This is a genomic window from Clostridium sp. Marseille-QA1073, from assembly GCF_054863625.1.
Genome location: NZ_JBSVQM010000015.1, coordinates 62,149 through 82,793, shown reverse-complemented (window position 1 = coordinate 82,793; position 20,645 = coordinate 62,149). Strand labels below are relative to the sequence as shown.

Below are 20,645 nucleotides of genomic sequence, written 5' to 3'. Positions count from 1 at the left end.
TCTCCCTATATATACATATCTTCAAATCTCTTTAAACTCTCAAGGTCATTTTCTAAATAATGTGAAGGTTTGTGATTTAAGTCATAATTTATATCCAGTCCTCTATCTACAGATCTTGGTATAGTAAATACTTGCCCTAAAGACAAAAGTGTTAAATTTCTTTCATTTATATAATGATATTCATCTTCTAAAGCTTTAAGTATATTTATAGAGTTTTCTATACATACCTTAGATAATTTATAACGTTCCTTATTATTAGCACCTCTTATAAACTTAGGCGAAGTATATGGCATAATTAAATTGATTGATGGAAGAAGATTTCTACCTGGAAATTCCCCTCTCCAAATTGCATCACCACCTATGAACGGATATAATGCATTTTCATTGAACCAAATTTTTAATCTAGGGATGAAGTATAAACAATCTACCTCTCCTCCTTGATAATCTAAAAGATCTTTACCACGACCAGATAATATAGCAACTATAATTTTTTGTATATTTATTTTTTCTTTTTTAAATATAGGCTCAATAGCTTTCATTCTATATCCTTTATGAAGGAGGTTATCTACTAATATGATTGGTCTATTAAAGGACTTTAGCATTTTAATCTGATTTTCTAAGCTAAGATAATGTGGAAATTCTCCAATCTTAAATGATTTCATATCAGGGTTAAAGTATTTTTCCGTGTGAAGTGACTTAGTCACTGTGTTAGGAATTATATATCTATCTAATATATCCCCATAAGGTACGCACATTGCACTTCCTAGTGATCTTGGATTTGTTTCATATTCTGATACTTTATTTTCTTTGCAAATCTTTTTTATAAGTCCTTGATGAACCATATTGGAATCAAAAGAAAGCACTAAGTTCCCCGGAAAAAGGTTACATATTGCCTGCTGAAGTTTAATTCTACTTTCATTAATTGCAGTTTTTATTTTATTATTACTTCTAAAAGGCTCTTTTATTAGATTTTCTATATCAAAATTTAAAACACAAGGTGAACTCATATTTACAAGATGAACAGAATCAAAAATTTCTTTAAATCCATATAGAGCTAAAGTATCCTTAATTGTAGTAGATAGATTATCTTTTTCACACTGCCTATAAAGAGCATATTCATAATCGCGACTACAAGCAAAAGCTAAAGTTTCAGTTATCAATATTGAAAGTAAATTTTTATTTTTTTCATGATTTTTAATGTAAAATCCATCTAATAAAATTATTCTTCCTTGACTTTCTTCTCTCATATACTGAGCTATCTCCATATCTTTTATGTCACCGTAGAGCATACTTGAACGAGCCCAGTGTATTAACGAAAAACCGTGTATTTCATTCTTATTACAATCTTTTAAAATTACTATTCTACCAGAAGGTTTTGAGAAAAGTTCTTCAATTTTTTTCCTTAATTCATTATTAGCTATGTTACATAAGGCATTTATAATCTCTTCATCCTTATATTCTATTATTTCTGTTTCAAGAGATAATAAATTTAAAGTGGCTTTCTCTAATGGCTCTCTTTGATAAAATCCATTATCATAAATATATTGTTGAGCTAGCGGATCTACAAGACTTGATATATCTCTATTACTGTCAATATAATTTCTAATTTGTGTTGAACTTATATCTGTATATTTACTTGGCAAATTAATAATATGGACATTTCCCTTTATCTCCATTAAATATTCTGACAAATTATTATTTTTATTTCTCTCAATAACTATGTGAGAAAAATCATGAATGGATCCTTTATTATAAGGCAATTTATAACTAGAAGCATTAGTAATTACATCTGCTCCAACTACTATAAAAACTTCTTGCTCTTTAAAATTATCTTTAAGACTTTGAATATCTTCTTTATTAGATAGGTTTATAGGTTCACTTTCTGGATATACAAATATTCCAAACTCACTAGCAATGGACATATTAAGAATATTTCTTCTTAATAAATGGGGTAAAGTTTTTTTAGACCAAGAAAATTCATCTACTGAAAGATAAACTTCATATCCTAAATTCCTAATTGTCTTTGCAATTTCTTTATGACTGAGGGAAAATGGATCAAATGTTCCTGGGAAAAATGCAATTTTCCTTGGTATCTCCATATTAAACTTCCCAATAAAAAAATTATAATCAGCAATAAATCTATATATATGAGCTAATCCTGCTGCATTTGAAAGAAAAAATAAATCTTCCTTCTCATCATTTATAACAAGAGTCAATATCTTTTTAGCTAAAAGATCAAAATAATTCTTCTTTTCTTTCAAGGATAAAATCTTAGAACCAAAAATAACCTTTCCAATGGTGGTAAAGGCACTTCTTTTAACCTCATTTATATAGTCACCAAGCCCATTTAAAAGAATGCTAAGAAGTGTGTTTCTTCTCTTATCTAATATTTTTTCTGGTTCATTAAATCTTTTATCATAACATTTATAATACTCTAAAACTACTCCTATAGTTTTTAGCATTAAAGTCTTTACTGAAGGCTTTGCTATTTTAACCTTAAAGGCTAAATCATCAATTATCTCATCAAATTCTTTTGGCGGTATATAAAGAAGAACTTGCCCTAAATATCTTGGTATATATTCAGTTATCTTATGGCCTTCTATTTCTAGTGACCTTAAAAGTTCTATAGCAACTTCATTTCTTTCAGAAAAGGATAAAAAATTCATTATTTCAACAATTGCTTTTCCAGCACTAACTCTAACTTCTTCTACAGCACTCACCTTAAGCAAATTACAAAAATGTATTGATGCCTGCAATGCATTGATTTCTTTATGACTTTTTACAAATTCCAGAATTAATTCTATCTGATACTTTTTTACACTCCATTCAGTAGCAGATTTTAAATTGCTCAAATAAATTTCTTGTATATTTTTCTTTTGAACTTGTAAATTTTCTTTTAAGTTGTATTCTAAATCTTTTAAGTTTAATTTTTGTGAAAGTCGATATCTTAATAAGATTTCAGCACCATGGCTGCTTTTAGCACTAACAGAATATAAATAGTCTTTTAAGTGAATTACAAATATCGATTCATCATTTAAATTTTCCATTAAATTAATACATAAACCTAAAGTGGAAAGTCTTAATGTTATATTTCTCTTTTTTAACATAGTAAATATAAAAATATATAATTTATCTAAAAGCTTATCCTCTTTATCTATTGGAATATAATTAGCACTCTCAATTAGAAATAATAAATTATCTGAATTTTTATATTTAAAAGTTTCATAATAGCTTAGAACTACTTCTTTATATTCTTCTTTTTTATTCTCTCCACAATTCTCAAATAGAGATTTTATTAATGTACTTAAGCTATACCCAATCCAATATCTATGACTTGATATAATTTTATGACTTGGGAATAATATTTTATCTATATACTTCCTTAATACATCTTTACTATTAATATTAAAAAAATCATCTACCGCACCTTCTGGTAATTCCTTTCTATATTCTTCATCTAATATAGCAATAAGCTTACCAATAATTTCAGCAGAGTGACGTCTTATATCATCTTCAGGATGAACAAGATTTTCATATAAGAAATTTATAGTCTGGATTTTTTGATTTTGAGTTAAATAGGTAGAATACTCCTCAAATATTCTTATGTATTCTCTTAAACTCTTCCAATTTTTTTCGCTTCTAGCTTCTTCAATAATAGTATTTAATGAATGCTCATCTCTTAAAATATACATTAGATTTATATTGTGATTTATGGCCATATATTTTAAATTATCAACGATTTCCTCACCCTGATTAAGAGAATATAAAGGCTCTTTTATCTTCTTCATACCCTTTAAATTTATATCTTTGACTTCAGTTTCAACATTAATTGATTGTAAGAACTTCTCAAAATCTCTAAGTTTTGAATAAACTCTTCTATAACGCTTTTCCTTGGTTTCATCTACATTATCAAGCTTACTTAAAATTACATCAAAAGATTCCTTAAGAGAGAATATGTGCATTTCATTTTTATTGTTTATTTGTCTATTTTTAACTCTAAAGTCTGAATATATTAAAATAAGACTTTCAAGAGAAAGATTTTCAAACTCAAGATCCCAAGTTGAATGATTGATAGCGATATTTCTTATATAGTTTATATCGTGCTTTTTAAACCAAATATCAGAATAATAATAATGTAAATAAGGAACCCTTTTCATTTCATTTTTCTTGCACCCATACTTTCCTATATCATGACCAGCAGCACTTCCAGAAACTCTTCCTAAATCTACCTTAAGTCCCTGATGTTTAACTTGTCTTGCAATGTGCATAGCTAAGTAATGAACTCCAGAAATATGTTCTAAAGTATTAAATCCTGTTATCTCTCCATTTATCTTCATCATTTCATAAATATAGGAATCCTCAAAGGCTTTAACAAATCTTAAGTACTCGTCACTATATTCAAGAAATTCTAATTCTTCATCTTTTAAAAATTCCATAGGATATTTAGAAATAAAATTTTCTCCATTACAGTGTTTTTCAAAGACTGAAATTATTCTAAGAACTCTAAAATAAAGATTACAAATAGGATCCAAGTTATGATTTAATTCAATATTTACTGCTTCGGGAAAAACTTTTGATAGTGAGTATTCATATAGGTATAAAAGTAGTTCATTTTCTGAATTTTCTAATATATTTTTAGAGGATAATTCTAAGATCAATGGTTTTAATAATACCAATGTAGACTTTGCTGTATAATCCTTTTTAAAAATCATTTCTTTTAGCTTTATCACAAAATAATCGGATTTTATATGAGAATCTATAATAATCTTATCTAAATTTACTTTATTAATCCATTTAACACTTAAAACTTTTCTCTGAATACGAGCGTAAATATTTTCAAAATTTACTTCCACTAATCTCACTCCTTTATTCCACTGTAAATAAATTATATCATATTTTAAATTCTTTAATTCAATAGAAAAAAGCCAAGATGAAATAAATCTTAACCTACTTCTATCTTGACCATTTTTACTGTATTAATGCCAAATATCTATATAGATATTTATTGCATTATATATCAATATAAATAATAAACTCCTATTTAAAATGCCCAGTTTCCATTTTTAAATATTTGAACTGACTCTCCATCATAAGTAGTTCCCACTATATCTAAATCCTCTGTACCTAGCATAAAGTCTACGTGAGTTAAAGAATTATTTGCTCCAGCCTTTAATAACTCTTCTTCAGTCATTTTATCTCCATCTTTAACACATAGACTATAAGCTCTTCCTATAGCAAAGTGGCAAGAAGCATTTTCATCATATAATGTATTAAAGAAAATTATTCCTGAGTTTGAAATAGGAGAATCAAAAGGTACAAGCGCAACTTCACCTAAATAGTGAGAACCTTCATCAGTTTCAATTAAACTTTTTAATGACTCATATCCTCTTTCAGCTGTAAAATCTACTATTTTTCCATCTTTAAAAGTTAAAGAGAAGTTTTCTATAAGATTCCCAGCATAGTTTAATGGTTTTGAACTAAATACAACACCATTTACTCCATCTCTTTTCGGCATTGAGAATATTTCTTCTGTCGGCATATTAGCTATGAATTCAATTCCCTCAGAACTTTTCTCTGCTCCTCCAACCCAAATATGATTTTCTGGAAGCTCCATTTTTAAATCTGTTCCTAATGAGTTCTTAAAATAAATAGATTTAAAGTTCTTTGAGTTTAAAAAATCCATTTTTACTTTAAGATTATTTTTATGTTCATTCCAAGCTTCCACTGGATCTTCCTTATCCACTCTAACTATTTTAAATATTGCCTCCCAAAGCTTTTCCACAGCCTCTTCCTCTGAAAGGTTTGGAAATACCTTTTTAGCCCATGCCCTTGTAGGAATTGAAACGATTGACCATGGGTTTTCATTAGTCATCAATCTCTTATTAAATTCTTTTAATGCTATTTGTCTTGCTTTCATTGAAGTAGAAATTTTTTCAGTTGGCACTTCTTTCATAAGCTCTGGATCTGATGCAGATATGCTTAAAAATGCAGCACCATCCTTTGCATAATGAATTAAAGAATCCACCTGCCAAGGCGCTACTTCACTTAAAACCTCAGTGCTGGCATTCATGTACCTAATTTTTGCTGATATTTCATCAGACCAATGAATTATAACTTCTCTTGCCCCTTCTTTATAAGCAACTTCAGAAATCATTCTAGTAAAAGGAGCACACTCTATTGGTGACATTATTACAAGTGTTTGATTTTCTTGTATGTTAACTCCTGTTTTAACTGCCAATCTCGCATATTTTTTTAACATTTCTTCTTTCATAATTAAACACCTCCGAAAAATCATTTTTATATAGACCTATTTTAACATTAAATTAGTAACTTTTGTAAAACTTCATTTAAATATGTATTTAATTTCATTATAAAAGCCGCCATAGTTCGAAAAGCTTACTATTAATTTATCCTTTTATATAGCTTTATAAGCCTAATTTTTATTAATATTTTTATGTAATAAAATATGTTAAAAAGCTTTTGACTAATTCCGAGCAAAGTAGTATGATATAAATATATATTAATTCAGAGTATTTAACTCTGATATAATTTAAAGGAGATATAAAAATGTCAGAGAAATTACTTAAAATAAATAATTTACACAGCAAAGTTGAAGATAAAGAAATTTTAAAAGGCTTAGACTTAGAAATAAATAAGGGTGAGATTCATGTAATTATGGGACCTAATGGTGCTGGTAAATCTACCCTTGCTAACACATTGATGAGCCATCCAAAATATAAAATTTCTGAAGGAATAATAGAATTTGAAGGGGAAATTATAAATGAACTTGGCCCAGATGAGAAAGCTAAAAAAGGAATATTCTTATCCTTTCAATATCCAGAAGAGATTCCTGGAATTACCGTTGAAAATTTTTTAAGAACTTCAAGGGCCGCTGTTTCAGGTACAGTTCTTAAAATGATGAGTTTTAGAAAAGACCTAAGAGAAAAAATGGCAATGTTAAAAATGGATGAATCTTATGCAAGTAGATATTTAAATGTTGGATTTTCTGGCGGTGAAAAGAAAAAAAATGAAATTCTGCAAATGGCAATCCTTGAGCCTAAACTAGCAATTCTTGATGAAACTGACTCAGGATTAGATGTGGATGCTGTTAAGGTTGTATCTGAGGGTGTTAAAATGCTTGTAAATGGTGATAGATCTATTCTAATAATAACTCACCACAATAATATTTTAGAGCATCTAAAACCAGATTTTGTTCACATATTAGTTGATGGTAAAATTGTTAAAACCGGTGGAATAGAGCTTATAGATGAAATTCAATCAAATGGTTATGAGGCTTATAAATAGAATAGGTGGTGAGATGGCTTGGAAAAAAGAAATAAAACCTATGTTGAAGATGTAGACAGAGGTATATATGATATAAAAAATGAAGTTAGATATAGCTATAAAGTAGATAGTGGACTAACTGAAGATATTATTCGTTCTATTTCATCAGAAAAAAATGAACCAGAATGGATGACTGAATTTAGATTAAAATCTTTAGAAATTTATAATCAATTAGATGTTCCTACATGGGGACCAGATATTTCTGGTCTAGATATTGAGAATATTGTAACATATGTAAAACCAGATACAGATATGAAGGCAAGCTGGGATGAAGTACCAAAGGATATTAAAATGACCTTTGATCTTCTAGGAATACCAGAAGCTGAAAAGGCTTCTCTAGCAGGTGTTGGAGCACAATATGACTCTGAAGTAGTTTACCATAGTATAAAGGAAGATTTAGTAAAACAAGGTGTTGTTTACACTGATATGGAATCAGCTATTAAAGAGTATGAAGATATTGTTAAAGAATATTTTATGAAATGTGTTCCCCCATCAGATCATAAATTTGCTGCCCTACATGGTGCTGTATGGTCTGGCGGTTCATTTGTTTACGTTCCAGAAGGTGTTAATGTAGACATTCCACTTCAATCTTATTTTAGATTAAATGCACCAGGTGCGGGACAATTTGAACATACTCTAATAATTGTTGAAAAAGACGCTAATCTTCACTTTATAGAAGGTTGTTCCGCTCCTAAATATTCAGTAAATAATCTTCATGCTGGTTGTGTTGAGCTATTTGTAAAAGAAGGTGCAAAACTTAGATATAGCACTATTGAAAACTGGTCAAGAAATATGTATAACTTAAATACTAAAAGAGCAATAGTAGAAAAAGATGGAACTATTGAATGGGTATCAGGTTCCTTTGGTTCAAGGATTTCTATGCTTTACCCTATGAGTGTATTAAAAGGCGAAAGAGCAAAATGCGAATTTACAGGTATTACTTTTGCAGGTAAAGGTCAAGAACTAGATACAGGTGCTAAGGTAATTCATGCAGCTCCATATACATCTTCTAATATAAGTACAAAATCCATTTCAAAGGATGGAGGAATAGCTGTATATAGAGGTGCTGTAAAAATATCACCTAATGCACACCACTCTAAATCAACAGTTTCTTGTGAATCTTTAATGCTTGACAATATATCTAAATCAGACACTGTTCCAGTTATGGATATTATGAATGATGAAGTAGATTTAGGACATGAAGCTAAAATTGGAAGGATTAGTGATGAAGCTATATTCTATCTAATGAGCAGAGGTATAAGTGAAGCGGAAGCTAAAGCAATGATAGTTCGTGGATTTGTTGAACCAATATCTAAAGAGCTTCCTCTTGAATATGCTGTGGAAATGAATAATTTAATCAAGCTTGAGCTTGAAGGAACAATAGGTTAGGAGGGAAATTAAATGAAACTTAAATTTAAAAACTTAAATACACTTCCAGTCATTACTTGGAGATGGCTTAAAGTTAATGATATCTCACTTGATACTTATTCCCTACCTACAGTTGGAGAATACAATAAGGTAAATATAATATCGCCGAAAGCTATTTTCATAGACACTACCCCCAATGCTAAAGAGCTTTTAGAAGACTTTGGATTTGAGGCCATAAATTATGGAGTATCTAAAGAAGTTAAGGATTATGCTTTAAACAATTATAATTCTTCTATGGTTATTAAAGCTAATGGGCAAGAAAAAGAACCAATTAGAGTTGAGCATATAATTGATAAAAATAATTTAATAGATAATAATTTGATTATTGCTGAGGAAGATTCTAAAGTAAATATAATTATTCAATATAAAGGTAATGAAGCTGTTTTTCATAATGGAGTTACAAGAGTTTTAGCCAAAAAGGGTTCAGAAGTTAACTTAATAAAAATTCAAACTCTAAATGATGATAGTCATAATTTTGATTCAAACGTAGCTATTTGTGAATATGGAGCAAAAGTTAATTTTATAGAGATTAACTTAGGCAGCAAATTCAGTGTTACTAATTTTATTTCAGAGTTAAAAGATACCTCTGGAGAAACTAATGTAAATTCTATCTACCTTGGAGATGGAAATAGAGTTATTGATTTGAGCTATGAAATTCTACATAAAGCAATGAGAACAAATAGCAACATTATATGTAAAGGTGTATTAATGGATAATTCTAAAAAAATATTTAGAGGAACTCTAAACTTTAAAAAAGGTTCTGCTCGATCTAAGGGTTCTGAAGAAGAATATGTAACCCTTCTAGATTCTACTGTAAAATCAGATGCTATTCCATTACTACTTTGTGACGAGGATGATGTAGAAGGAATGCATGCTGCTAGCGCAGGAAAAATCGATGAAAATAAACTTTATTACTTAATGAGCAGAGGCTTTAGTGAAAAAGAGGCTAAAAAGCTTATAATTGAAGCTAACTTTAGACCTATTATAGATCTAATTCCAGTTGAAGAAATAAAAGAAGAAATTGATACAGAAATTCAAAGGAGGCTTATAAATGGGTAAATTTGAACAATTAAGAAAAGATTTCCCAATACTTTTAGAAAGTGTAAATGGAAAGCCTTTAGTGTATCTAGATAATGCTGCAACAACACATAAACCAAAACAAGTCATTGAAGCTATAGATAAATATTATGAAAAATATAATGCAAATCCTCATAGAGGTGCTCATGCTCTAAGTGTTTTTGCTACAGACGCCTATGAAAGTTCAAGAGTAAAGGTAAAAAATTTTATTAGTGCTTCAAAAAGTAGTGAAATTATATTTACTAAAAATGCTACAGAAGCCCTTAATCTAATAGCCTATTCCTATGGTATGAATTTTATAAATGAAGGTGATGAAATAGTTCTATCCATTGCAGAGCATCATAGTAATATACTCCCTTGGCAACAAGTAGCAAAAGCCAAAGGTGCAATACTCAAATATATGTATATTGACAATGAAGGTAAGCTTTCCATGGAAGAGGTTAAATCAAAGATTTCTGAAAAAACTAAAATTGTGGGTATAACTCATATTTCAAATGCACTAGGTACTATAAATCCTGTAGATGAAATTATTAGTTATGCTCACTCAAAAGGTGCATTAGTTATTTTAGATGGATCTCAAAGTGTACCTCATATGAAGGTAGATGTAAAAGCTATAGATGCAGATTTCATGGTATTTTCAGGCCATAAAATGCTGGCTCCAATGGGCATTGGAGTATTATATGGAAAAGAGCATATTTTAGATAAAATGCCTCCATTTTTATTTGGCGGAGACATGATAGAGTATGTTTGGGAAGATAGGGCTACCTTTGCAGAACTTCCATACAAGTTAGAAGCAGGAACTCAAAATGTTGAAGGAGCAGTTGGACTTGCTGCGGCCATTGATTATTTAGAAAATATAGGCTTTGATAATATAAAAAAGATAGAAGAAGAATTAACTAGTTACGCATTAGAAAAAATGAAAGAACTACCTTTCATAACTATTTACGGTCCCCAAACTATGAAAGATAGGAGTTCAGTTATATCCTTTGGAATAAAAGATATTCATCCTCATGACGTAGCTACAATTTTAGATAGTTATGGTGTTGCAGTTAGAGCAGGTCACCATTGCGCTCAACCTTTAATGAAGTATTTAGGAGTAAACTCAACTTCCAGAGCTAGCTTTTATTTTTATAATACCTTTGAAGAAGTAGATATATTTATTGAAGCTTTAAAAAATGTAAGGAGGTGGTTAGGCTATGCATCTTAATGATATATATACAGAGCTCATAATGGAGCATAATCAAAGCTCTCATAATAAAAGAAATTTAGTAAATCCTGATACTAAGGAACTTGGACACAATCCAAGTTGTGGAGATGAGATTTCTCTAGAATTGAAATTTGATGGAGACATTATAAAAGATGCAGCCTTTACAGGCAGTGGATGTGCCATCTCCCAAGCTTCTACTTCCATAATGATTGATCTTATAAAGGGAAAATCAAAGGAAGAGGCATTAAATTTAGTAGAAACTTTTATAGGAATGATAAAAAGAGAAATAAAATCTGAAGAAGAACTTGAAATATTAGAAGATGCAATAGCCTTTCAAAATATTTCAAACATGCCTGCAAGAGTAAAATGTGCGGTACTTGCATGGCATACACTTAAGGAATCAATTAAATAATTAAATATAAATTTTAAATCAAAATGGGGACGGTTCATTAATATATCAAATTGAAAGATATTAATAAACCGTCCCTATTTAATTACTTTTTAAAATTATCATAATTTGTAAATATAGTATCATGTAGTACCAGCCATTTAGGTTTACTATCGTCAGCTTTATTCCGAATTAAAATTAATCCAGGCGGAAAATCTGTTATCGGAGGATCTGTAAGAACAGATACTTTATATATTAAAATATCCTCTTTATTATAATTTTCAAATACCTTATCCATTTTTCTAAGTTCACGCAGTTCTTCTTGCAATCCTAAATCTGGTACATTTATTTTTTTGGCATGAAGTAATATATATTTAGCATCGTATATGAAAATATCATCTTTTTCTTCATTATTTCCACTATGAAAATTAACATTATTATAAGCTTCTAAATCTTTATTTGTTAAACTTTGAAAATACTTATATATAGCGTACTTAGGCGTATTAGCTATATGATATGGTATTCTAAAGGCTATAAACAATAGGATTATACATAGAATTACTATTCCTATTCTTCTTAAAATTTTCATATCAATCCCCCAAATAGCATTTTTAATATAGTTAACTTTCTTTGCTTTATATTGTATTAATTGTAATATAATACAATAATCTATTCAAGCTAATACTCTAGATATCATTTATATATGATAAACCTTAAAAATTTATGTCTATTTTTAATTACCACTAAAAAATTTGGAGTTATTTTAAACATATTTTTCTAACCTTATTTATTACTAGCTTTTATATTTTCTTATGAAATAAAAAAACTGACATTTTTCGCGTAGTTTCATCTTATTCTATTTATAGATTACATTATATTTATTATAAAATAAAAAATATTTGTCTTAAATAAAGTGAAAATTTATATATTTTTTATCTTCTTGTAAAATTTTTTTAATTGCTTTAAATTCACGGAAAAATTACATTCACTTAAATTCCAAAATATGTTATAATGATTTAAACTCAATTAAACAAGTCCCCTCTTGTTTAATAGAGATTTATTTTATAGTTGTTTCAGTATTCAAACTTCCTGTGCTGCTTTAATATGGGTAGATGGTATTGGGCCTTTAGGGCATAGGAGGCGATATGATGACCGATTATACAATCTTGGCAATAATTGGAATCATTACCTTGGCTTTGGTTATTATAAGCGTAGTATCCATTGTTGGTTGCTTTGTTTATAAGTATGAAACACTTAAAACAGGTACTAGAACTAAAATGAATACAGATTTGCAAAATGGAAAAATAGAAGCTGAACTTTCTGTTGATATAGAAGGAAATTCTGAAAGCAAAAGAAAATAGTGGGTCGTATCACAAAATTCTCCCACTATTTTCTAACAACTATTAAATAACCGTAAAGGCCTGATACCTTTTATCTACCCTTATTATATCATATATACTTAATCAATATAACAATTTTAAATAAAATTTGACAAAATAGATTATAATTTACTCATTTTATTACACAATCATTTAAACAATTGTTCTAATCTTCATAAATTATGACTTAGCTATAATTAGGTTTCCTGATTCATATTTTTTAAGGCCTTTATAAAATATCTTATATGCAGACAATACCCAAATAACTGTAACACTAATCAATATAGAAAAATCTAATATATTAAAAGATTTTATTAAAGCTATCGGTATGTGAGCAGTAAAGGCTGCTGGTACTATGGTATATATTATATATTTTGTAGCACCTTTAAATATCCCCTTCGGGTATGAGCTAAAATTTACCATAAATTCTAACATAAGTGCTGATAGACCTTCAGCATTGCCTATATAGAAACTTAAAGAGTTTACAATAACTATAACACTTGAAAGTATAATAGCTGAAATACAAGAAAAAAATAAGAATAAAGCTATGTTAATTAAATCAAAATTACCTACAAATATAAATAGAATTATTCCATAAATAACATCACCAAAGGCTGATATTACACTTTTAGAGCATAGTATATTCATTAAAGTATCCTTAGGTTGGATCAAATATGAATCTAGCTCTCCATTTACAATCATTTTTGTAAGTTCTCCAATATTTCCAAATAAAATAAAAGCTATTCCAAAAGATGTGGACATAATGGCAAAAAGCATTAGTGTATCACTAAAACCATATCCTCCTATAGTGCCTACATTATTAAATAATATCCACCAGAAAAATATAAACGAAGCATTATTTATTATCATACCTAACACCTGTATAATAAAACTTACTTTATACTCCATAGCTGAAGATAGGTTAAATTTAAAATATGCTCTTATTAGTTTTATAATATTTTTAACCTCCATTAACATTTAATTTCTCTGCCCCCTTTCTATATATAACTAAAGCTAGTATTACAAATATAATTAAATATAAAACTTGTATTCTAAAGCCCTCATAGAATTTCTTAAGTGAAAAATCTACTGCTAGCTTTCCAGGTACATATGTCACATAGGCAAAGGGTAAATAACTTGATATATTTTTAAGCCAGTTAGGAAATAAATCAAGTGGTACTAACATTCCTCCTAAGGTAAATGTAAGCTTTGAGTATATCCAAAAAAATGGCTTGTTCTCCTCAATCCAAAAGGAAGTTAGTGCTAAAATAATATATATGAAAAAATTGATGGTTGATCCTATTAAAATAGAAAGTAGTATTAATGGCAAATATACTATATTAAAGCCTTCTAGAAATCCTACAAAACATATACCAATAATTATTCCTAAAATCATATTACAACCTAGCTTTACTGCTATTTCTCCTAGTGAGTTAAAAAAACAATATAATACATAGTTATAAGGTTTATTTATTCCATAAGCTATAGCCCCACTTTTGACATCTTCACTAATTTGGATATGAAAATTCGATCGAGATAAGGTTATAGTTTCTGTAACTATTAAATACCATATGATTTTATTTAAAGTTAGTCCTGATATTATATCTCCTTTTTGTCCATAAATATTTCCCCAAAGCATTAAAAATATATATATTATGAAAACAAAGAATAAATTTCTAATTATAAAATTCCAAAAATATACTAAATTATTACTAAGACTTATCTTAAATATATGAATATATTTATTGATTTTACTCACTACAATCACCTACCTTACTTTCCTTATATATATAAGATATAATTTCCTCCATAGGTGGTTCTAGAATATTTATATCTAAAATGCTTCCGTACTTTATAATTTCCGTTAAAACTTCTTCTATATTTTCTTTCAAAGTGTCTATTTCTATCTTTACTCCATATCCATTACTTTTTAAAACCTTAAATTTGTTTTTATCTATATGAACTTCTTCTTTAAACTTTACCTCTATAATTTTTTTATTGAGATAGTTATATTTAAGATTTTTAATGGATTCATCTAAAACCACTTGACCATGATTTATTACTATAGCTCTTTTGCAGAGTTGTTCTATGTCACCTGCATCATGTGAAGTTAAAAATATAGTTCTTTTTTCTTCTCTATTTATCCTTAAAATAAGATCTCTAATATTTTGTTTAACTATAACATCCAATCCTATAGTAGGTTCGTCTAAAAATATTATCTCTGGATTATGAATTAAAGACGCTGCTATCTCACACCGTATCCTTTGACCAAGAGATAACTTTCTAACAGGTATATCCATAAGTTCACCTATCTCAAAAATTTCTTTTAAAAAATTTATCCTTTTCTTAGTGCTTACTTCCTCCATATCATAAATTTTTCCTAAGAGATTAAAGCTATCTATAGGTGGTAGATGAAACCATAGCTGCGACTTTTGCCCAAATACAGTACCTATTTTATAAGATAACTTCTTCCTCTCAGTGGAAGGATCTAGTCCTAATATTTTCATATTTCCTTCAGTTGGATAAAGTATTCCTGTAAGCATTTTTATTGTAGTAGATTTTCCTGCTCCATTAGGGCCAATAAAAGCTAAAATTTCTCCTTTTTCTACATTAAAAGATACATCTCTAACTGCCTCTATCTCTTTATACCTAGGTGAAATCATAGACTTAATACTTCCTTTAAATCCTGGTTCTTTTGTTTTGATTTTGAATGATTTGCATAAATTATTAACGCTTATTACCGTCATAAGCCTCCCCCTTTATTTAAATTATTTTAATAAAAAAAAGCCCAAAGAATAAGTCCTATAGAGACTCATCCTCTGGGCTTTTATCCCAAAAGTGTAGAAATAACTCCTGTACCGCTTGGTCCAGCCATGCAAAATAGTATCCTATCAGCACCGGAACCCTAGATACACTCTCACAATTTTGAATATTGTATCATATAAAAATTAACATTTCAACAGTTAATTACATTTTTTCAAAATTTATATAAACATAAAAACTTTACATTTACTCATAAATGCATTATTGCTTATTCTATATATATTCTAAAAATATAGTTTTATTACCACAATCGCAATTGTTCATATTCATCAGCCTTATAAAAATTCATATTTGTAGGTATACCTTCTTTTTTGCATAATTCATAAAGAATATTATATAATCTTTTTGAATTAGGAGACGAACAATTATATTCATATCCATAATTTCTAATATATTTTTCTTTCATAGTAGGAAAATGTTTATCTAATTCTCTATAATAATATTCTCTTTGTCCTTCTCTTAATGTCATTCCCATAAAAGGTAAAATATATTTAGCACCTGCTACTTTTCCCTTTTCAACTATTTGTCTTATATTTTCTTCAGTATCATTTATAAAAGGAAGTATCGGCATCATTAATATTCCTGTATAAATCCCCTCTTCTGAAAGCTTTCTTATAGTTTTAAACCTGTCAGAAGATTTAGGTGCACCTGGTTCAATTAATGATGATAGACTATCTTCTGCAGTAGTTATGGTAATTGAAACTGCACAATAGGTCTTGTTTATTTTCTTTAAAATATCTATATCTCTTTCCACTAAATTGCTTTTAGTTAGGATATGCACTGGAAAACCATAAATATTTATAATCTCCAAAGCTCTTCTAGTAAGCAGAAGTTTCTTTTCTACAGGCATATAAGGATCATTCATACTTCCTGTACCAATTGTACCTTTAACCTTCTTCTTTCTCAGTTCACTTTCAAGCAGTTCTAAAGCATTTTCTTTCATCTGTATCTCTGAGAAATTTTCAATGCCATAGCAATTACTTCTAGAATCACAATAAATACATCCATGCTGGCAGCCTCTATAAAGATTCATATTATATTTAAGCCCAAATAGTTTATCCTCTTTAATAGTTGAAAGAAGAGTCTTGGCCTGAATCATCTTTACCATAACTTTCACCTCAATACTTGTATACATATTTATATTATTATAACAAATACGTATTATAAGCAAAATATTGGTTAATATTATACTCTATATTTTTAATAAATATTTTTATAGCTTAAAATATACATTATATTCTAAAATAACCAATCTTTATGCCTCCATAATGTAGTTGTTCCACCTATTCCTATTATAGTTGTAAAAAATAGTATAGTGAAAAAACTCATAGGTGCAATATTGGCTAATACATCAAAAATCATCTTTGAACTGCTTAAAAAGAATACAAAACTGTCTGATATATATAGTGAACCTAAAAGCACTGCTATAATTGCTAAAAATGATAGCACAGAATTTTCGATAATTCCACAGATTAAACTGCTAATAGATAAAATAGTAAATAATATAAGAAATTCTATAGTATAAAATTTAAAGCTATAAATAAAGGCTTCAATTGAATTAAAATCCTTTGTAATATTAAAAAACTTAGTTGTTTCTACTGTGTCTAAGAAAAATTTCCCGAAAAGACTTGATATTATAAAAAGTATCATTAAAAAAACAAAGGTTATAAAAGCCTGAGCTATTAATTTAGCTAATATAAACTCTGTCTTCTTATAAGGTCTAGTCATCACATTACGGTAACTACCTGAAGTATATTCAGCATTAAAGCAATCAGTATAAAGCATTGGTAAAATCACAAACATTAATAGTGGATGAATGTCTCTTAAAATAAATACTGAAAAATTTAAAGAATTTAATGGCATAGTTATATTGCTATCATAAAAACCTACATTCCAACTTCCCATTGCTATACTCCACAACATAGATAATAGTATAAAAATAATTAATAAAGTCTTTGTTTTTGAACGACTCCAAACTCGTTCCATTTCACTTATAATCAATTGTCTCATAAAACCCCTCCTAAGCTATATATATCTATCTGATTTAGCAAAAATTGCAGAAGATAATATTGTAAAAATTAATGTGTAAGTTATTAATACAATGAATCCATATAATACAAAAGTAGGATGTTCCCCCAGCATAATAGCAATTCCCATATGTTGTATATGAGTTAGAGATAAAAGTTGAAACTTAAACAATCTCTCAGTCATATTAGGTGAAAACATAAGTAAAATTTGTGGATATATCATTGATGCTAATAGGAAAGCCATACTAATACCTACTCCAGCAGTAACAGTTTTACTTATTACTGCAATAAACATTATAATTGATACCATTGCAATTAATGTTAAATATGACATAGCATAATATTTTATCCCGTATAAGAATGACTCCTTTATAGTGGATAATCCATTATAATAAAATATTTGAACCTTTTCTAATTTAGGCATAAATATATATCCTATTGGTATGCTTAAAAGATAATATGTTATAAGAAGTAACAATATTATAGTAGCAACCGCAAGAAACTTGGCAAAAAATAATTGTGTAAAAGATCTTGTTCTAATCATGACCATTCTAATTTGTCCACTTCTATATTCTTCTGTTACTGATAAAACTAAAAGTAAAACAACTACAATGTTAAAGAATACTATAAGTTGTTCTTGTATTGCAGCAGAAGGAAAATTTGCAAAGGAAGTAAATTCTGGACTAATTTCTGGCACAGATAAATTATGACTTAAATAATATTTTGAGGAAGCATATAGTACTAATGGAATAGCAATAAAAATCAACCACGTGCTTTTTTTAGACCATAGTCTTTCTAACTCACTTATAAATAAAGCTTTCATTTTTATTCACCTTCTTTATTTATAACAAGCTCTATAAATGCATCTTCTAGCCTGTTACTTCCTTTAGCTTTTTCCAATAACTCACTTGTAAATCCTTGCCATATTAATTTACCATTCTTTATAACAACTAATCTATTACACATTTGTTGAAGCTCATCTAAAAGATGACTAGAAATAAGGAAGGTAATTCCTCTTTCCTTCTGCAATCTTATAATCAAATTTCTTAAATCCCTCATTCCTATGGGGTCTAATCCATTTGCAGGCTCGTCTAAAATTATCACTTCAGGGTTATTTAAAAGTGCTTGAGCAATTCCTAGCCTCTGCTTCATTCCAAGAGAATAGGTCTTAACCTTATCATTTGCTCTATCCTTTAGTCCTACAACTTCTAAAACTTCTTCCACTTTATTTAATTGACTTTTGCCATCCATATTTGGATTTAGTCTAGCAAGATTTTGAAGATTTTTTCTTCCTGACATATATGGGAAAAATATAGGAGATTCAACAATAGCACCAAGTTTTAAAAGAGCCTCTTTACGATTTTTATTTACATCTTTATCTGATATTAATATTTCTCCACTATTAGGAGAAATAAGTCCTGTAATCATCCTAATTGTAGTAGTTTTTCCCGAACCATTTGATCCAAGAAATCCACATATATCTCCACTTTCAACTTCAAAAGACAAATCACTTATAATAGTCCTTCCTTTAATTTTTTTATTTAAATTAATTATTTGTAACTTTTTATCTTTCATCTATATTTCCTCCTTCAATTCATACAAGCTTATAATAAAACTAAAGTTTAAAGAATTTATAAAGAAATATAATTTTATATAGCAAAAAATAATAGCCCTAGAAAATACTCAAATTATGAATACTTTCTAGGACTAAATATAAGGAACGGTTCATTAAGATTTTAAAATCTTCTAATTTGTAAAAAGTAATGAACCATCCCTATATATTACTAAACATATTTCCTAATAGTTTTCTGCACTTAGATGTATTTATTGATAAATCTAATGAGCGGTTATTTTTAGCAGCATAATCTTCATCAATAAAATCCCTTTAATTAAGCTAGTATCTAAATTTAAATGTGCAGCCATTTTTCTATAATAATTATAATAACTTTCCTTCTTCTCTGGCCCTAAATGAATAATTCCTTTATAATCACATTTTATCAATTCTAATATAGCTTCTGCTAACTCATCTACTTTTACAAAAGTATTATATAAATTTTCTGTTCTTACAACTTCTTGTTTTTCTTCTAATTTATTAATTAAATCAGATATCCGTTTATCCCAATTTCCATTTATATCTTGTCCATAAATAGCGCCTGGTCTTATGATAATATAATTGTCATGATGCTTAATTATTTTCTCACCATCTATTTTTGCATTTAAATATAGTGCTAATGACTCATCACTATTTTTATATTTCGGGTTATCTTCTTCATTGTAATTACCTTTTCCATTAAAAACAGCATTTGTTGAAATAAAAATTAACTTCTGCTTATGTAATAAGTATTTTAAGATATTATTCAGGCCCATTTCTATTAAATATTTTTCACTTTCTCTACTCATTAAGCTCCATAAAACAATATCTGGTTTAAATTTATATATTATGTCTTGAGGCACATTCAAAAAAATAATAAACCAGTATATTAGCCTATTTTCCATCATACTGCGTCATCAGAACCTGCCCATAGCTCCACTATGAGCAGAACCTAACTCCTTGTCTGATGAAAAATATCCTAATATCTTTGGTCTATTATTTTTTTTCACATGCCTTAACTTCTTCCTCATTAGTTATATCAAGTTTTATTAAGTCACCACAATTATTTGATCCATAACAAGTTCCCAGTACATTAAAATCTAATTGAGATTTTATTTTTTTATAAATATGTCCACCTAAAAATCCACTTGCCCCAAGAATTAAAATATTCATTTTCATTACTCCTTTTTATAAATCACTATAGTTATATTCTTCCTTACAAAATAAATCACGGATAAGTTGTTCTACATGTATTCAAGTTATATCATTATTTTCATAATTTTCTAATATTTAATCCAATCTTATACTCTTAACATATCTACATAAAATAATTTTTTAATAATCTAAGTTCCTTATTTAATTTGCAAATCTATTAAAAGCA

General features: G+C 28.3%; 18 protein-coding genes. 6 read left to right on the top strand and 12 right to left on the bottom strand.

The window, feature by feature from the left end:
• Positions 1-5: 5 nt before the first annotated feature.
• Both ACY1IQ_RS13940 and ACY1IQ_RS13935 read right to left on the bottom strand, forming a co-directional pair.
• Positions 6-4,853, bottom strand: a complete 4,848-nt coding sequence (locus ACY1IQ_RS13940; RefSeq protein ID WP_461614511.1) for a cytidyltransferase — start codon at positions 4,851-4,853, stop codon at positions 6-8.
• Positions 4,854-5,041: 188 nt separating this feature from the next.
• Positions 5,042-6,271, bottom strand: coding sequence for an aminopeptidase (locus ACY1IQ_RS13935; protein WP_461614510.1), 1,230 nt, complete (start codon positions 6,269-6,271; stop codon positions 5,042-5,044).
• 296 nt (positions 6,272-6,567) lie between these two features.
• Between ACY1IQ_RS13935 and sufC the strand changes: the two genes are divergently transcribed.
• The 5 genes from sufC to sufU are packed head-to-tail and all read left to right on the top strand — an operon-like array spanning position 6,568 to position 11,468.
• Positions 6,568-7,305, top strand: coding sequence for a Fe-S cluster assembly ATPase SufC (gene sufC / locus ACY1IQ_RS13930; RefSeq protein ID WP_454052726.1), 738 nt, complete (start codon positions 6,568-6,570; stop codon positions 7,303-7,305).
• An 18-nt stretch (positions 7,306-7,323) separates the two neighbouring features.
• Positions 7,324-8,733, top strand: coding sequence for a Fe-S cluster assembly protein SufB (gene sufB, locus ACY1IQ_RS13925; RefSeq protein ID WP_461614509.1), 1,410 nt, complete (start codon positions 7,324-7,326; stop codon positions 8,731-8,733).
• Between the two features lie 12 nt (positions 8,734-8,745).
• Entirely contained in the window at positions 8,746-9,831 is a 1,086-nt protein-coding gene (sufD, locus tag ACY1IQ_RS13920) for a Fe-S cluster assembly protein SufD (RefSeq protein WP_461614508.1), read from the top strand.
• A complete protein-coding gene (locus tag ACY1IQ_RS13915) occupies positions 9,824-11,056 on the top strand; it encodes a cysteine desulfurase (RefSeq protein WP_461614507.1) in 1,233 nt (410 codons plus the stop codon). The genes sufD and ACY1IQ_RS13915 overlap by 8 nt, the downstream gene beginning before the upstream one ends.
• Complete coding sequence (gene sufU, locus ACY1IQ_RS13910) at positions 11,046-11,468, top strand: Fe-S cluster assembly sulfur transfer protein SufU (protein ID WP_454052722.1); 423 nt, start codon at positions 11,046-11,048, stop codon at positions 11,466-11,468. Before ACY1IQ_RS13915 ends, sufU begins: the two co-directional genes overlap by 11 nt.
• A gap of 82 nt (positions 11,469-11,550) precedes the next feature.
• On the opposite strand, the gene ACY1IQ_RS13905 is transcribed toward sufU, so the two are convergent.
• Entirely contained in the window at positions 11,551-12,033 is a 483-nt protein-coding gene (locus tag ACY1IQ_RS13905; protein WP_461614506.1) for a hypothetical protein, read from the bottom strand.
• Between the two features lie 559 nt (positions 12,034-12,592).
• Here ACY1IQ_RS13905 and ACY1IQ_RS13900 point away from each other — a divergent pair.
• A complete protein-coding gene (locus ACY1IQ_RS13900; RefSeq protein ID WP_039636072.1) occupies positions 12,593-12,805 on the top strand; it encodes a hypothetical protein in 213 nt (70 codons plus the stop codon).
• A gap of 198 nt (positions 12,806-13,003) precedes the next feature.
• On the opposite strand, the gene ACY1IQ_RS13895 is transcribed toward ACY1IQ_RS13900, so the two are convergent.
• The 9 genes from ACY1IQ_RS13895 to ACY1IQ_RS13855 form a co-directional block, all read right to left on the bottom strand.
• Complete coding sequence (locus tag ACY1IQ_RS13895) at positions 13,004-13,795, bottom strand: ABC transporter permease (RefSeq protein WP_461614505.1); 792 nt, start codon at positions 13,793-13,795, stop codon at positions 13,004-13,006.
• Positions 13,785-14,582: an ABC transporter permease gene (locus ACY1IQ_RS13890; protein WP_461614504.1), complete on the bottom strand. Its 798-nt coding sequence runs from the start codon at positions 14,580-14,582 to the stop codon at positions 13,785-13,787. The genes ACY1IQ_RS13895 and ACY1IQ_RS13890 overlap by 11 nt, the downstream gene beginning before the upstream one ends.
• Positions 14,575-15,570, bottom strand: coding sequence for an ABC transporter ATP-binding protein (locus ACY1IQ_RS13885; protein WP_461614503.1), 996 nt, complete (start codon positions 15,568-15,570; stop codon positions 14,575-14,577). Before ACY1IQ_RS13885 ends, ACY1IQ_RS13890 begins: the two co-directional genes overlap by 8 nt.
• 317 nt (positions 15,571-15,887) lie before the next feature.
• Positions 15,888-16,754, bottom strand: coding sequence for an SPL family radical SAM protein (locus ACY1IQ_RS13880; RefSeq protein WP_461614502.1), 867 nt, complete (start codon positions 16,752-16,754; stop codon positions 15,888-15,890).
• Between the two features lie 131 nt (positions 16,755-16,885).
• Positions 16,886-17,656: an ABC transporter permease gene (locus ACY1IQ_RS13875; protein WP_461614501.1), complete on the bottom strand. Its 771-nt coding sequence runs from the start codon at positions 17,654-17,656 to the stop codon at positions 16,886-16,888.
• Between the two features lie 15 nt (positions 17,657-17,671).
• Entirely contained in the window at positions 17,672-18,496 is an 825-nt protein-coding gene (locus ACY1IQ_RS13870; RefSeq protein ID WP_461614500.1) for an ABC transporter permease, read from the bottom strand.
• A gap of 2 nt (positions 18,497-18,498) precedes the next feature.
• A complete protein-coding gene (locus ACY1IQ_RS13865) occupies positions 18,499-19,248 on the bottom strand; it encodes an ABC transporter ATP-binding protein (protein ID WP_461614499.1) in 750 nt (249 codons plus the stop codon).
• A 261-nt stretch (positions 19,249-19,509) separates the two neighbouring features.
• A complete protein-coding gene (locus ACY1IQ_RS13860) occupies positions 19,510-20,169 on the bottom strand; it encodes a sugar nucleotide-binding protein (protein WP_461614498.1) in 660 nt (219 codons plus the stop codon).
• A gap of 91 nt (positions 20,170-20,260) precedes the next feature.
• Positions 20,261-20,437, bottom strand: a complete 177-nt coding sequence (locus ACY1IQ_RS13855) for a hypothetical protein (protein ID WP_461614497.1) — start codon at positions 20,435-20,437, stop codon at positions 20,261-20,263.
• Between the last annotated feature and the right edge of the window lie 208 nt (positions 20,438-20,645).

Coding starts and splice junctions, on each gene's coding strand:
- ACY1IQ_RS13885 (WP_461614503.1), bottom strand. CDS start 15,570: ATGACGGTAATAAGCGTTAATAATTTATGCAAATCATTCAAAATCAAA.
- ACY1IQ_RS13900 (WP_039636072.1), top strand. CDS start 12,593: ATGACCGATTATACAATCTTGGCAATAATTGGAATCATTACCTTGGCT.
- ACY1IQ_RS13875 (WP_461614501.1), bottom strand. CDS start 17,656: ATGAGACAATTGATTATAAGTGAAATGGAACGAGTTTGGAGTCGTTCA.
- ACY1IQ_RS13855 (WP_461614497.1), bottom strand. CDS start 20,437: ATGAATATTTTAATTCTTGGGGCAAGTGGATTTTTAGGTGGACATATT.
- ACY1IQ_RS13870 (WP_461614500.1), bottom strand. CDS start 18,496: ATGAAAGCTTTATTTATAAGTGAGTTAGAAAGACTATGGTCTAAAAAA.
- ACY1IQ_RS13865 (WP_461614499.1), bottom strand. CDS start 19,248: ATGAAAGATAAAAAGTTACAAATAATTAATTTAAATAAAAAAATTAAA.
- ACY1IQ_RS13895 (WP_461614505.1), bottom strand. CDS start 13,795: ATGGAGGTTAAAAATATTATAAAACTAATAAGAGCATATTTTAAATTT.
- ACY1IQ_RS13915 (WP_461614507.1), top strand. CDS start 9,824: ATGGGTAAATTTGAACAATTAAGAAAAGATTTCCCAATACTTTTAGAA.
- sufC (WP_454052726.1), top strand. CDS start 6,568: ATGTCAGAGAAATTACTTAAAATAAATAATTTACACAGCAAAGTTGAA.
- ACY1IQ_RS13880 (WP_461614502.1), bottom strand. CDS start 16,754: ATGGTAAAGATGATTCAGGCCAAGACTCTTCTTTCAACTATTAAAGAG.
- ACY1IQ_RS13905 (WP_461614506.1), bottom strand. CDS start 12,033: ATGAAAATTTTAAGAAGAATAGGAATAGTAATTCTATGTATAATCCTA.
- sufD (WP_461614508.1), top strand. CDS start 8,746: ATGAAACTTAAATTTAAAAACTTAAATACACTTCCAGTCATTACTTGG.
- ACY1IQ_RS13935 (WP_461614510.1), bottom strand. CDS start 6,271: ATGAAAGAAGAAATGTTAAAAAAATATGCGAGATTGGCAGTTAAAACA.
- sufU (WP_454052722.1), top strand. CDS start 11,046: ATGCATCTTAATGATATATATACAGAGCTCATAATGGAGCATAATCAA.
- ACY1IQ_RS13860 (WP_461614498.1), bottom strand. CDS start 20,169: ATGGAAAATAGGCTAATATACTGGTTTATTATTTTTTTGAATGTGCCT.